We start from the raw sequence: 14,191 nt of genomic DNA on the forward strand, positions 1-14,191 counted from the left end.
AGCTCCTTTGCTGTTTACAATTCATAAATCTCTTTATATTTCGCCTCTAAATAATCAGCTAAATAATTTGCATTTAATCCTTCACCTGTTACATCTTTTAAAATTTCTAACGGTTTTTTCGTTTTGCCATATTGGTGAATATTTTTTGTCAACCATTCACGAATTGGCGTCACATTCCCGTCTTCTAGCAATACATCGAAGTTAGGAATTTCTTCTAACATCTTATGTTTAAATTGCGCTGCATACATATAACCAAGTGCATACGATGGGAAATATCCAAACGATCCATCTGACCAATGTACATCTTGCAGCACACCTTGTGCATCCGTTTCTGGGCGGATACCTAAATAACTTTCCATCTTATCATTCCACGCTGCTGGCAAGTCTTTTACTTCTAATGTTCCATCAAATAATTCTTTTTCTAATTCATAACGAACCATAACGTGAAGTGGATATGTAAGTTCATCTGCCTCAATACGTATAAAGGAAGGCTTTGATTCATTAATTGCATCATAGAACTCGTCTACAGATACATTTTCGAATTGCCCATCACTAAATTGTTTTAATAGCCCATAATTTTTCTTCCAGAACGATTTATTACGTCCAATAAAGTTTTCAAAGAATAGTGATTGCGATTCATGAATCCCCATTGATGTACCACTGCAAAGTGGCGTTCCTTCTAATTCTTGTGAGATATTTTGTTCATATACAGCATGACCACATTCGTGAATTGTACCGAATACTGCCATACGGAAATCCTTTTCGTCATAACGAGTCGTGATACGAACATCCCCTCTATTCAATGTAATTTCGAAGGGGTGTATTGTTTCGTCTAGACGCCCGGCCTCGAAGTTATAATTTAATTGTTTTAATAACTCTAAAGTAAAATTCTTTTGCTGTTCTTTTGAAAAATGTTCAAATAAGGCATTTGTTTTTAAGCCTTTATTGGACTCTGAAATTTCTTTTACAAGCGGAACAATACGCTCACGTAGTTGTCCAAACACATGGTCTAATACTTCTACTGTAATACCCGGTTCATACAGATCTAAAAGCGTATTATACTTATACGTTTCATAACCCCAATATGTAATAAATTTCTTCTTATATTCAACAATTTTTTCTAAGTATGGCCTAAACATTTCAAAATCAGATTTTTCACGTGCTTCTCCCCAAACACTTTCTGATTTTGCTTGTAATTTAACAAACTCTTCATACTCGGCCTGTGGAATTTTTTTATTTCGATCATACTCTTTGCGGCACTCTTCTACAATTTTCTTCGTTGTTTCAGAAATTTTATTATCTACAATTAACTGTTCTAATTCTTTTAAATATCTTCCCATCTCATCAGAAGTTGATAATGAAAATACCTCTGATGAAAGCATTCCTATTACTTCAGAGCGTTGATCCACACCTTGTTTTGGTGCTCCAGTGCGTAAATCCCAAAATATTAGGCTTAATGCTTCCCCATAATTATTTATCTTTTTCACGTGTGCTAAAAACTCTTTTTCTACTTCATGTGTAGCGATTGTCATATTTTATTGCCTCCTTTTTCTACCTCACCTATATTTCGACATAAAGATATAAAGTCCTTTTCCATATAAAGTGAAACTTTAATCAGTGGGGGGTTCTTCATCCCCCACTGATTATTAGCTCTCACCAATCGGGCTTTTACAGGCAGATGATCCCTTACCTATCTTCCTCGTTTCTCTCCGAATCTTGAGATGGGGATCTTACTGCCCGTTAATGCGGGATAAAAAGAAAAAGCTTAGCAAACGCTAAGCTTTTACAATCCCTTACCTTCTACTGGAAGTACTTTCTTTACAGCCTCAATAACCTTTTCATTTTCATTCTCTGATAAGAATAACGAAATAGCACCTTTATCTTCACTCGTACGAATTAAACGTCCAATTCCTTGACGAAGACGTAAAATCATATATGGTACATCTACATCCCAAAACGGGTCATTTACGTGCTTACGTTTCGCTTCAAACACAGGATCATTTGGAGGGAATGGAAGTGACCAAATGATTACATGTGATAATGAAGAACCTGGTATATCCAAACCTTCCCATAAATGAACAGCACAAAGTACAGTCTCTTCTTCATTTTGGAAACGTGAAACAAGCTGGCTAATCTCTTGATCTCCTTCATATAAAAACGGAACGGACATCTGCTCTTTATTCACGTATTCTTTAAATGCTGCAAGCTCTTGTGTAGTACGGAATAATACAAGCGTACGCCCATTTGTTTTTTGAATGTTCTCAAGCGTATACTGGCATTTTCGTTCCCATTCATTTTCCTGGTTATACGATGGTAAATACACTTTCATTTGCTCTTCATAATCAAATGGAGAAGCTACTGAGAATGATAAATAATCTTTTACACCTAAACTATTTGCTGTAAAGGCAAATGAATCATTTTCAGATAGTGTAGCAGAAGAGAAAATATACGGGATTTTTTTCGAGAATACTTTCTCCTGTAGTACTTCTTCTACTGCACGCGGCATAATCACTAACGTGAATGCACCATCTCCTTCTTCTCCCCATGTAATTACATTTTTTTCATGCATGAAAAGACGAAGTGAATGCTCTAGTACATCTAAATGCTCGTCAACGATATTTAAATCGTATGTGTTTACTGTATACATTTCACTTTCAAATACTAATGCATCACCAACTTCTGCAATTTTCGCATACAGTCGTTTCGCCTCAGCAGTTACTTTTTCTGTCACAGTTATTTCTAGACGATCTGAACCAGCAATTTCTTTTTTATTCTCTTGCAAGACATCAAAGAATCGCTCTGTTTGCCAAATTGTTTCTTCAACTAAATGAGCAAACTCTTCACGAATATCATTTTGTAATAATCTTGTTAATAATTGTTCCATCATCGTTTGCTTTAAACGATACGTTAGTGCTTTTTGCGCTGCATACTCAACAAGATGCCCTTCATCAAAGACAACACAACTGCTTTCTGGTAAAAGTGGCATTTGTCCTTCACGCTTACGAGCATCATATGTCCAAATATGATCCATATAAAAGTCTTGAGAGCAAATAATTAAATCTGCTGCTTTACGGTAATGTTCACGAGAAAGTGTTTGACCACAACGATGACGAGAATCACATGTGAAACAGTCTTGGAAATAATCCCAAGATACCTTTGACCATTCCTCATCATTTAACAATGGAAACTCTTTTCGATCACCATAATGCGTAAAGTTTTGCATCGTTCCATGATCAAATACAAACTGAGGCAATTCATAATATACATCTTCAATGACTTCTGGAGCTCGTCCACTCATCACATCTTCTAGTTTACGTAAACATAAATAATTATCCATCGATTTTGCTAGACGTACATCAACAGATAATCCTAATGCTTCCGATAATTTCGCAATGTCCCCTTCTTCTTTCACAAGCTGTTCGATTAATGTTTCATCTGCACAAGCAATAATAGCTGGTTTCCCTGTATAACGTGCATAGCAAATTGCATATAAAAGATACACGATCGTTTTACCCGTTCCTACGCCTGCCTCTGCGAACATTACTTTCTTCTCTTGAAACGCGCGTTCTAATTGGAATGCCATAAAAATTTGCTCATCACGTTCTTCAAAGCCTTTTTCCGGGAGGATATCGTAAAATACATCTCCAATCCACTCATTCAACTTATCATAAAAATTATCTTGTTTCCCTACTTCAAATGGTAATCTCTTCTCAGTAAACATCCTCAGCCTCCAACCAAAAAGTTTTTCTATAAAAAGATATAGCAACTGCTATTTCTAAATAGCAGTTGCTTTCCCCTGTTGTAATACATAGAAATGCGTGAAAAAAGTTTTCCTTTATGCAAAGGAAAACTTTTTTTACTCTATTAATGACTTTAAATAACGCTTATCAATTAACGTTTCATACGATAATGCAGATAAATACTCTTCTTGTGCCTTTTGAATTTCATCTGCTGCTGCACCTTGAAGATCGATTTCTCTTCCTAGCTCATCATACGTACGATGAATGGCCTTTTGAATCATTGACAATTGAAAACCATCCATATTGATTCCTCCTTTTGCACATTACATAATAGCCAGTATATGCGCAGGAAAGAGGTTTTATACTATGAATTGCGAGGTGGACGCTTCCCAAAGTACTGATAATAATCCGTACGAATAAAGCCGTTAAATAGTTTACGCTTTTTCGATGCTTCTTTTCCGTAACATTTTTCAAATGCTTCATAGCTTGTTAATAAATAAAGAGACCATGTATCTAATGGACGGAATACTTCGCCCATTTCTTTATATAATTTTTCAACAAGCGCTTTTTCACTTAAACGTTCTCCGTATGGAGGATTCGTTACAACATAACCATATTCCTCTTTTGTTGTGAAATCTTTTACTTGCATTTGTTTAAATGAAATTAAATCCCCTAGTCCAACTTCATCCGCATTATCTTGCGCAACTCTTATCATGCGGTGATCAATATCTGATCCGATAATTTGTAGTGGCTGATCATAATTTGCTAAATCTTCTACTTCCTGACGAGCTTCACGCCAATTTTCTTTACCAATCCAGCCCCATTCATCAGATGCAAACTCACGGTTAAAACCAGGAGCAATATTCTGCCCAATTAGTGCCGCTTCAATTGGAATTGTTCCCGAACCACAAAACGGATCAACAAACGGACGATCTGGCTTCCAATTTGTAAGTTTAATTAACGATGCAGCTAGTGTTTCTTTCAAAGGTGCTTCCCCTTGATCCACACGGTATCCACGTTTATGAAGCCCAACGCCACTCGCATCAATTGTTAATGTTGCAATATCCTTTAACATTGCAATCTCAATGCGGAATAAAGGACCGTTTTCTTCAAACCAAGTTGTACGCTTATACGTTGATTTTAATTTTTCAACAACAGCCTTTTTTACAATACGTTGACAATCTGGCACACTAAATAATGTTGATTTTATTGATTTTCCGATAACAGGAAACTCACCATTTTCAGGAATATAGTCTCCCCAATTTAGCGCCTTTGTCTTTTCAAATAACTCATCAAATGTCGTTGCCTTAAATTCACCAACTTTAATTTTTACACGATCCGCAGTACGTAACCATAAATTCGTACGACAAATTGCCTTTGCATCCGCTTCAAACGTTACTTTTCCGTTTTCTACTTGGCACTCATAACCAAGATCGCGAACTTCTCTTGCAACTAAAGCTTCGATTCCCATTGCTGCTGTTGCAATTAAAGTAACTTTTCCCATTTGCATTCACCTCTTATGTATAATCAAACAATAATTAATAGTTTTTCTATCTATTAATTATGAAATATTACGAAGAATTCTCTTATTAATCATTTTAACTCACAAGTTATCACTTCATACAAATAAAAAGCCCTCCTCTTACAAAGGAGAGCTGAGTCATTACATAATTGGTTCATAACGTTCTGTAAGCCATGTTCTGTTCCTTTGTACTGCAAACGGCCCACGCCTCGTACTCCGGTGGCAATCATCTATCTACAGGGCAAAATGCCCGTCCTTTTCCATCGTTCATTTCCTTGGAAAAGATTCCCCTACCATTATTTGGGTTTCTCGCTCGTGGGGTTTACCTCGTTCCACTCCTATCATTTCTTCAAGGACTTCGTCACTGTGGCACTTTAAAGGTAGTCAAACCATATCCAGAAGGACTTAGGTTTTTTCCCTGCCGTTAATCCAGCTTTACAGCCAGAATACCCTAGCTTATGAATTGGCTAGGCACGAACACTACAACCATCTCAGGTTGTGCGAGCATGGACTTTCCTCTACAACGTTGGCGTTGCAGCGATTACCCAAACGTTATGACAAACATTAGTATAGTGGAAACAAAAAGATTTTGCAATGCTTTTTTATATGTAAAATGCTTCAATCTTTTTCTATCCTTAGATTACTCGTATAACTTACTTCCAAATACAGCTTTTTCTAGATTAGATAAACGTTTTAAAATATCCGTATTCGTATTGTTGTATACAGGTTGTGCAACTGGTGTTGGAGCTGGTTGCTGCGGAACTTGTGCTTTCACTAATTTCTGTTCTTCTAATTCACGTTTCAAACGAGCATTTTGTTGTTGTAATTGCTCAAGTTCCTTATGAAATGCTTCATAATCCTTAATAATCATATCAAGGAACTTATCTACTTCCTCTTGTTGATAACCTCTCATACCTGTCTTAAATTCTTTTTCCAAAATGTCTTTCGCTGTTAATTTAATTTTGTCCGAAATCATTTTCTTCACCTCAAATTTTTACCAAAACTTTCATTAACTAAATTTTTTCAGAAACAATGCCTTTTGTCAATCATATATACGTGATCTATATTACATATTACTCTGCATTATTCCACTGTTCCTCTTCTATTATATCTTGTAAATCAGAAAAAAGAATGAAATAACTGTGATAATTTTCTATTTCCCCTTTTTTCTTTGCTACTTCTACCATATATTTAGGACTCCCTGGTTTTTCTTCATCATATACTGCCAAAAGCGCATCACTTTTTTCAATAAAAAATTGATTTTTTAATCGAAACTGCTCCGGACTTTCATATTTTCTTTTTGTAATACTATCAACATGGTCTGCTTGGTCTAGAATAAATTCATATAGTTCTTGATTTCCTTCTTTCCAATTTTCCTCTTGTTCTAAAAACGGTGTGAACACAGCAAGCTTTAAATTAGGATATTCTAGCTGCAAGTCAAAGACAACTTCAGCTGCCCATAACTCTACTCCTAACTGCCCACTTATTATGACCCATTCTAATCCTTCCTCTATAAAAGCGAGTAATTTACGGCGCACTGCTTTTTTTATACATACAACACCTGGATGATCATTTTTAAAAATTCCAAGTTCAAATGGTTTATATCCTGTTACTGCAACAACTTTCATATCAACACTCCAATAAAAAGAAAAGAACTAGCATTTTGCTAGTTCTAACATAACATTTACTTTTTAAACATTCCACCGACATTTGGTCCGGCATTTGGTCCTGGTCCGAATGGAGATACATTTGGTCCGGCATTTGGTCCTGGTCCGAATGGGGATACTTGTGGTCCTGCATTTGGTCCTGGTCCGAACGGAGATACTTGATGCCCGTGACCACATGGCCCGCAACCTCCTCCGAACCCGCCAGGTCCACCGAATCCGCCAACTCCGCCAGGTCCACCGAATCCACCAACTCCGCCAGGTCCACCGAATCCACCAACTCCGCCAGGTCCGCCGAATCCACCAACTCCGCCAGGTCCACCGAATCCGCCAACTCCGCCAGGTCCACCGAATCCACCAACTCCGCCGAATCCTGGAGCAACGGGGTCTACAACATTCACATTTGAATTTGTTTGCGGGAAGAAATGTTGATTTTTAACTTGTTGATGATGAACGTGTGTTGTATGAGTTGGATGAATATGCGGTACCACCGTTGTAGAAAAAGTGTGTGTTACACACTGCTTTGTTGGATGAACGACAGGAGGCGTTGTACAAATAGGTCCTGTAGGCTTATGCCTTCCAAAACAAGGATGACAATGATGCATAGTTTTTCTCTCCTCTCTCATAAAAAAAATCTGACTACACTTTACAATATGAAAAAGGAATAAAAGCCGCTTGTTATATATACCCATTTATTTAATGGAAATTTGTCTATACAATAGCTGTTCACATACGATAACTTGGACACACAACTATCATCCTTTAGCAAAAAAGCCTCCCACTTGTTTTACAATCCCAGTTACCTGATTCATTGCATTCATCATTTGGCCAGCTGTATTCATCATTTTATTCACATCATAGTTGCCATCTGCCGTCTTAAATTGAGATACGAAACTAGAAAATTGACTTGGCTGTTGTTGTTGTTTTTGTTTGTTCATCGTTGGATATGGTTGAAAAGGCTGCTTGGGTGGGTAAAACATTGACGGCTGATTCATAAGGGGTTGTGGTTGCTGCGGTACATAAGATTGTTGATTCATATAAGACTGTGGTTGCTGATTCATAAAGGATACTTCAAATGGCTGATAATAATTCATTTGATCTCCGTAATAAGGAGCGAATGGATACATATTATAACGTAAATATGTATCCTCATTATATTGATAAGCATTTGGTTGTGTGTATCCATTTGGCTGTGTATATCCATTTGACTGTGTATATCCATTTGGCTGTGTATATCCATTTGACTGTGTATATCCATTTGGCTGTGTATATCCATTTGACTGTGTATATCCATTTGGCTGTGTATATCCATTTGGCTGTGTATATCCATTTGGTTGTTGAAACATGTATTCTCCCTCCTCTAACTAAGTTTCTACATATAGAATATGTACCTATAAAATAAAATGTGTAACCTTATAAATGTCTGTTTTTGTCGGAAGTTTAAATTTTTAAAAAAATAAGAAAGTAAGCCTTTTCATGTTACCATAGTAGAGAAGAAGATTCTCATGGGGGAGGAATCAACATGATATTAGGGGATTTAAAACAAGCTTTCGCTCAAAAAAAGGGGTACTCTACAAAGGATATGAATGAATTGCTTGATTTTGCTAGACATCACTATTTAGAAGGGAAAATCTGCATCTCAGAATATCGAGTATTAATACGTGAACTAGAAATAAATGGGGCGAAACCCACACATACAACTGTAGAATCATAAAAACAAGAGGGTTTCCCCTCTTGTCACTTACATTGTTCTACTATATTTTGCAACGTATATAAAATCGCCTGATGTGTTTCATAAAACCGCTTACCTTTTCCCTTATTTACAAAACATTGCAGTGCATTATTTTGTAAATTTTCATATACTTGGTCAATTTGTTGTACATGTATATACTTAGGTTTCTCATGTTTTATCCATTGATAAGCTAATTCTTTCCACACATCTAACTCCTGATCAACCATATCAACAAAAGGTTTCATATCTTGATAAAAATCAAATTCTTTTTCTTCTCTTTTTTTTATAATTGTTTCATCATTGTACTGTATTAATTTTATTGAAGACTGCATTAATGTTCCATAACCCAATTTATTTCCACCCTCTTATGCGCTCACAATGACGTTTTGAAACGTTTGGAGCCAACTTCCTTTTTCTTCATGATGCAATAATTTATCCTCCATGTGTTGAATGTGCATTTCTGTTACTTCTCCTCTATTACATATATCTTCACGTTTGTCTTTTAAAGAATGATTAACTCTAAGTGAAACATTCATTTCCAGCAAATCAAGAGCACTTAACATTTGATCCATTTTTTTCATTACGTTTTCCTTCTGAACCATCGCCATTTATAAAACGCCTCCTTCTTTGCTTTTCCTTTGTCATGTTATTTCGACGATTCACTTATCACTCCTGCACGACTGACAAAACTAGTTGATATTCGGCAAAGAAATCGGTTTGTATGAGTTTTATAGAAATGGTAACAATACAAAAGGGAGGTGTTTACCATGGCTAAAAATAAAAATGAGAAGAAGAAAAAACAAAACAAACAACAAACTAAACCTGAAACCGGGAATCCGAAGCTAGATGGCCCGAACTTTCCTGCTACATAAAGTGAAACTTTAATCAGTTGAGGACTTCATCCTCAGCTGATTATTAGACCTCACCAATCAAACTTTTATGGGCAGTTTATCTTCCACCTAGCTCCCTTAATTTTTCATGTAATCAATTAGTCCCGCCTCCCTATAAAAGAGCGGGACTTTTCTTATTATATCATGAAGTCATTACTCCTTTGAAAAAAGCGATTCAATGTAGACAAAATATGTACTTGATGTTGTTTTTGTAGAAACCATTCCGTAATCTCAACTTCTTCCTTTGGTTCCTGAAACAAAAACAACGCCTCAATATCCATTTTTTGATGAAACCAATCTTTCTCCAAGCTATTTTGATGTAGCACAATTGAAAAAGCCTCTCTTAACCGCGGTGTATCTTTCTCTTTTGGAATTGTAAAATACTGCTCGTAATCCACTCTTGATCCTGTAGGGAATGTTCGCAAAGAAAAATCATAAAATAACGCTTCATAGTCAGGATGAAATAATAACCATGCTAAATTTTTCCCGAGTTCTATACGTTTTTGTAGCTTTTCAAATTGATAAACCGAAAAACCATATAGGTTACCTTTTGTTGTCGGGAAAATTACAGCATTAAAGTGAAAGAATTCTTGAAATTTAAACAGTAAGGTTTGAAATACATGTTTTTGAAAATATGGGTGTTCAATAATCGGTTTTTGAATCTTATTTTGTTCATTAATAATAAGTGCTGTAATAAGACGTGTGCGATCTCTTTTATTCCAAAAATCTTTCCATTCCTTCTCCATAAAAATAGATACGTTAAAAAACTGTAATAAATGAAAAAGAGGTCTAGCCGTTTTTTTACTGTATTCGTATAACAATAATTGTGGATATGCATCTGAAAAAATAAGCCAATTTGCACTTTCATACGTAAGAAAGAGTTGCTGTCTTATTCTTTCAGATAAAACATTTTGATAATATTTCCCTGCTAAATCTGTCATATTCCACCCAGAATTTCTCGAAACCATACTCGCCAAAAATGACCACCTGATTTCTTTATTTCTCAAGTAATATTCTTGATACGTATATGTACGTGAAATATTATCTATGTTCGCTAGAGCTGTTTGTTGTTTAATATGCGCTATTAAGCGCTTCTCTTCTTTTGTACATCCCCCCCCTCTGCGCTCTCTATTTATTTTCTCATACTCATTCTGCATAAGCATACTTGAATCACCACATCTCTCTTGAAAAAAATCGCATCTTTTTTGCTTTTTTTGATATAATCACCTTTGTAAGTAATTCTAGGTAAGTTGGAGTGGACAAACTATGACCATTCGTTATCCAAACGGAAAAAGGTATAATCAAGCATTACAACCTCAAAAAACACAATTTAAAAAACATACTTATGGTAATAGAGGTATGTCTCTTGAAGAGGAGCTAAATGAAACAAATCAATATTATTTAACCCATAATATCGCATGCGTACATAAAAAACCCACCCCTCTTCAAATTGTAAAAGTGGATTACCCTGCTCGAAGTGCTGCAGTTGTGAGAGAAGCTTATTTTAAGCAGCCTTCTACAACAGACTACAACGGTGTATACAAAGGAAAATACATTGACTTCGAAGCGAAAGAAACAAAAAATAAAACAAGTTTTCCGCTGCAAAATTTCCATCTTCATCAAATTAAGCATATGGAACAAGTAATAGCTCATAATGGAATTGCATTTGTTATTATTAAATTTACGCTTTATGATGAATTTTATTTACTCGATGCAAAACATGTCATTTCATTTTGGAATCGTCAAGATGCTGGTGGACGCAAATCGATTAAAAAACAAGAAATCGAAGAGCACGGATACTTGTTATCATGCGGTTATCACCCCCGAATTGATTATATTCGTGTACTAGACATGGCTTATTTTTCGTGATAGAGTCAACAATAAGGCTCTTTTTTCGACTTTTGGGGAGAAAATGAAAGGTAGGAGAAAGTATAATGTCAGAAAATTATCGTTCTCGTACAGAACGAAAACATGCACAACATCAACAACAAGAAAAAAAACAAACGGAGAAACCAAAGAAAAAAGGCTCCTTTTTTAAGAAATTTTTAATTGGTTGTCTCCTTCTTGGCATTGTTGGTCTTATAGCTGGAGTTTCCGCTTTTTTTGTAATGGTAAAAGATGCTCCAAAGCTAGATAAAGCAAAACTTGTCAATCCACTATCAACTAAATTTTATGATAAAGACAAGAACTTCTTTTATGAATATGGTGCCGAAAAGCGAACAAATATCACTTACGATCAAGTTCCAAAAGTGGTTGAAAGTGCATTCCTAGCGACAGAAGATGCTCGATTCTATCAACATAATGGAATCGACTTTAAACGTACTGGAAAAGCAATTCTTGAAAATGTCACTGGTGGTTTTGGTTCTCAAGGTGGTAGTACAATTACCCAACAGGTCATTAAAAACTATTTTCTAACAATGGAAAAAACATCAAAACGTAAAGTACAGGAATGGTATTTAGCTTATAAATTAGAGCAACAATATTCCAAGCATGAAATTTTAGAAATGTACTTGAACAAAATCAACCTCGGTAATCGTTCTTATGGGGTCGCAACAGCAGCACAAAACTATTACGGGAAAGACTTAAAAGATTTAAAATTACACGAAGCAGCGATGCTTGCTGGATTACCTCAAGGTCCAAACATTTATGACCCAACAAAAAAAGAAAATATTGACCGAGCAACAAACCGTCGTAACATTGTATTAACGTTAATGAATCGACATGGCTTTATTTCAAAACAAGAAATGGATGAAGCGATAAAAATCCCTGTAACTGAAGGACTTCTTCCATCTAAAGAAGTCACTGAAATGCCTTATCCAGCCTACTTAGATGCAGTTGTAAAAGAAATTGAAAAAGAAATGCCGGATGTAAATATCGGATCTGATGGTTTACAAATTTATACTAATCTTGATCCAAAAGCACAGGACTATGCAGAACAATTACTAGATGGAGATATTATTGATTATCCAAACGATCGCTTCCAAGGCGCTTTCGTATTCATGGATACCCATTCTGGCGAGGTTCGTGCAATTGGTGCTGGGCGTAAAGAAAGCAAAACAACATTTAAAGGGCATAATATGGTTGTTGATATGCAACGACAAGTAGGTTCGACTATGAAACCAATCTTTGACTACGGCCCTGCTATTGAATATATGCAATGGTCAACCTATCATCAATTAAATGACTCAGAATATACGTATTCTAATGGTAAAAAAATTCGAAATGCAACAAACAGCTATAAAGGTGATGTTTCTTTACGTGAAGCATTGAAAAAATCACTTAACATTCCTGCTTTAAAAACAGCACAAGCAGTCGGTTTAGATAAATCACAAGAATTTGCTGAAGGACTTGGAATGACATTCCGTGAAGGAAAAGCAGTAGAATCTAACGCGATTGGTAGTAATGATGCTACTCCTTTACAAGTTGCTGGTGCATATGCTGCTTTTGGAAATAATGGCGTTTATAACAAACCACATTTTGTGACAAAAGTTGTTTTTCCTGATGGTAAAGAGAAAATCTTTAAACCAAAAGAAAAACGAGTAATGAAAGACTACACAGCATATATGATTACTGACGTTCTTCGTGATGTTGTAAAACCAGGTGCTGGTGGTACAGGTCCAACTGCTTATGTATCAGGAATAGATGTTGCTGGTAAAACAGGAACGCAGAACTATGATGCAAGTGTATTAAAAAAATATAATATTCCAGAAAGCGCCAATAGGGACAGTTGGTTTGCTGGTTATTCACCACAATATACAATGTCAGTATGGACAGGATATGAAAAAGACTCTGAAGAAAATTACATTGCAGATAAATCATCATCAGTTCGAATTGCACAACATATTTTCAAAGAAATGATGAGTAAATTTGCTACAGATAAATCTCGTTTTGAGCAACCTTCTTCTGTAGAACGTTTAAATGAAGAACTCTATGTGAAGGGTGCGAAAAAGGATGCTGTTAAACAAATCAAAGTTGATCCACCAACTGGTGTAACACCTTCTTATGATGCAGCGTCTAACACTATTACGCTAAGCTGGTCTGGCCCTTCAGATGCTACGTCTTATTCTGCAAGCTATAAAGCTAACGACGGCTCTAGCGGCGGCCTATCCGTAAGCGGTACAAGCGCTTCACTAAGTGGCGTAAAACCAGGTGTAACTTACAGCTTCTCAGTAGTAGCAAAAAAAGGAACCGGCACAAGCGATGCAGCTGGGGTATCTTTCACTGTTCCTGGTGAGAGCGAAGAAGCTAAGAAGAAAGCTGAGGAAGAAGCTAAGAAGGCTGAAGAAGCTAAGAAGGCTGAAGAAGCTAAGAAGGCTGAAGAAGCTAAGAAGGCTGAAGAAGCTAAGAAGGCTGAAGAAGCTAAGAAGGCTGAAGAAGCTAAGAAGGCTGAAGAAGCTAAGAAAGCTGAAGAAGCTAAGAAGGCTGAAGAAGCTAAGAAAGCTGAAGAGGCTAAGAAAGCTGAAGAAGCTAAGAAAGCTGAAGAAGCTAAGAAGGCTGAAGAAGCTAACAAACCAGATAAACCAGATAAACCAGATAAACCGGATAAACCAGACAAACCGGACGAACCAACAAATGATGGCGGAGAGGTTAATCCAATACCAGAGGGCAATCCAACACACTAATAAAAAAAGAAGTCACCTTTC

14 protein-coding genes and 1 other RNA gene are annotated in these 14,191 nt (G+C 36.2%); 3 read left to right on the forward strand and 12 right to left on the reverse strand.

What is annotated here, in order from left to right:
- Window positions 1–14 precede the first annotated feature (14 nt).
- The 9 genes from AC1M36_RS13975 to AC1M36_RS14015 all read right to left on the reverse strand — a co-directional run bounded on the left by AC1M36_RS13975 (window position 15) and on the right by AC1M36_RS14015 (window position 8,272).
- A complete protein-coding gene (locus tag AC1M36_RS13975) occupies window positions 15–1,532 on the reverse strand; it encodes a carboxypeptidase M32 (protein WP_336451809.1) in 1,518 nt (505 codons plus the stop codon).
- A gap of 251 nt (window positions 1,533–1,783) precedes the next feature.
- Entirely contained in the window at window positions 1,784–3,721 is a 1,938-nt protein-coding gene (locus tag AC1M36_RS13980; protein WP_336451808.1) for an ATP-dependent DNA helicase, read from the reverse strand.
- A gap of 135 nt (window positions 3,722–3,856) precedes the next feature.
- Window positions 3,857–4,042: a DUF3921 domain-containing protein gene (locus tag AC1M36_RS13985; RefSeq protein ID WP_336451807.1), complete on the reverse strand. Its 186-nt coding sequence runs from the start codon at window positions 4,040–4,042 to the stop codon at window positions 3,857–3,859.
- Window positions 4,043–4,104: 62 nt separating this feature from the next.
- A complete protein-coding gene (locus tag AC1M36_RS13990; protein ID WP_336451806.1) occupies window positions 4,105–5,244 on the reverse strand; it encodes a THUMP domain-containing class I SAM-dependent RNA methyltransferase in 1,140 nt (379 codons plus the stop codon).
- Window positions 5,245–5,424: 180 nt separating this feature from the next.
- An RNA gene (rnpB, locus tag AC1M36_RS13995) (RNase P RNA component class B) lies at window positions 5,425–5,815 on the reverse strand.
- 87 nt (window positions 5,816–5,902) lie between these two features.
- Entirely contained in the window at window positions 5,903–6,238 is a 336-nt protein-coding gene (gpsB, locus tag AC1M36_RS14000; RefSeq protein WP_174099665.1) for a cell division regulator GpsB, read from the reverse strand.
- A 97-nt stretch (window positions 6,239–6,335) separates the two neighbouring features.
- Window positions 6,336–6,890, reverse strand: coding sequence for an SLOG family protein (locus AC1M36_RS14005; RefSeq protein WP_336451805.1), 555 nt, complete (start codon window positions 6,888–6,890; stop codon window positions 6,336–6,338).
- Between the two features lie 56 nt (window positions 6,891–6,946).
- Window positions 6,947–7,531, reverse strand: a complete 585-nt coding sequence (locus AC1M36_RS14010; RefSeq protein ID WP_479845965.1) for a CotD family spore coat protein — start codon at window positions 7,529–7,531, stop codon at window positions 6,947–6,949.
- Between the two features lie 150 nt (window positions 7,532–7,681).
- A complete protein-coding gene (locus tag AC1M36_RS14015) occupies window positions 7,682–8,272 on the reverse strand; it encodes a YppG family protein (RefSeq protein ID WP_479845966.1) in 591 nt (196 codons plus the stop codon).
- 176 nt (window positions 8,273–8,448) lie between these two features.
- Here AC1M36_RS14015 and AC1M36_RS14020 point away from each other — a divergent pair, with 176 nt between their 5' ends.
- On the forward strand, window positions 8,449–8,640 hold the full coding sequence (locus AC1M36_RS14020; protein ID WP_207992742.1) for a YppF family protein: 192 nt from the start codon (window positions 8,449–8,451) through the stop codon (window positions 8,638–8,640).
- A gap of 23 nt (window positions 8,641–8,663) precedes the next feature.
- On the opposite strand, the gene AC1M36_RS14025 is transcribed toward AC1M36_RS14020, so the two are convergent.
- From AC1M36_RS14025 to AC1M36_RS14035, 3 genes are all read right to left on the reverse strand, one after another.
- Window positions 8,664–8,990, reverse strand: coding sequence for a YppE family protein (locus tag AC1M36_RS14025; RefSeq protein ID WP_420792342.1), 327 nt, complete (start codon window positions 8,988–8,990; stop codon window positions 8,664–8,666).
- Window positions 8,991–9,023: 33 nt separating this feature from the next.
- Entirely contained in the window at window positions 9,024–9,266 is a 243-nt protein-coding gene (locus tag AC1M36_RS14030; RefSeq protein ID WP_208016839.1) for a hypothetical protein, read from the reverse strand.
- 419 nt (window positions 9,267–9,685) lie between these two features.
- Window positions 9,686–10,711: a DUF2515 domain-containing protein gene (locus AC1M36_RS14035; RefSeq protein ID WP_336451802.1), complete on the reverse strand. Its 1,026-nt coding sequence runs from the start codon at window positions 10,709–10,711 to the stop codon at window positions 9,686–9,688.
- A 103-nt stretch (window positions 10,712–10,814) separates the two neighbouring features.
- Between AC1M36_RS14035 and recU the strand changes: the two genes are divergently transcribed.
- The gene (gene recU, locus AC1M36_RS14040; RefSeq protein WP_336451801.1) at window positions 10,815–11,417 is read left to right on the forward strand and encodes a Holliday junction resolvase RecU; all 603 of its coding nucleotides are present in this window, start codon (window positions 10,815–10,817) and stop codon (window positions 11,415–11,417) included.
- A gap of 65 nt (window positions 11,418–11,482) precedes the next feature.
- Window positions 11,483–14,170 carry a PBP1A family penicillin-binding protein gene (locus tag AC1M36_RS14045; protein WP_479845967.1) on the forward strand — a complete coding sequence of 896 codons (2,688 nt, stop codon included), beginning with the start codon at window positions 11,483–11,485 and terminating at the stop codon, window positions 14,168–14,170.
- Window positions 14,171–14,191 lie beyond the last annotated feature (21 nt).

Source organism: Bacillus sp. Medicinal_06 (assembly GCF_056711665.1).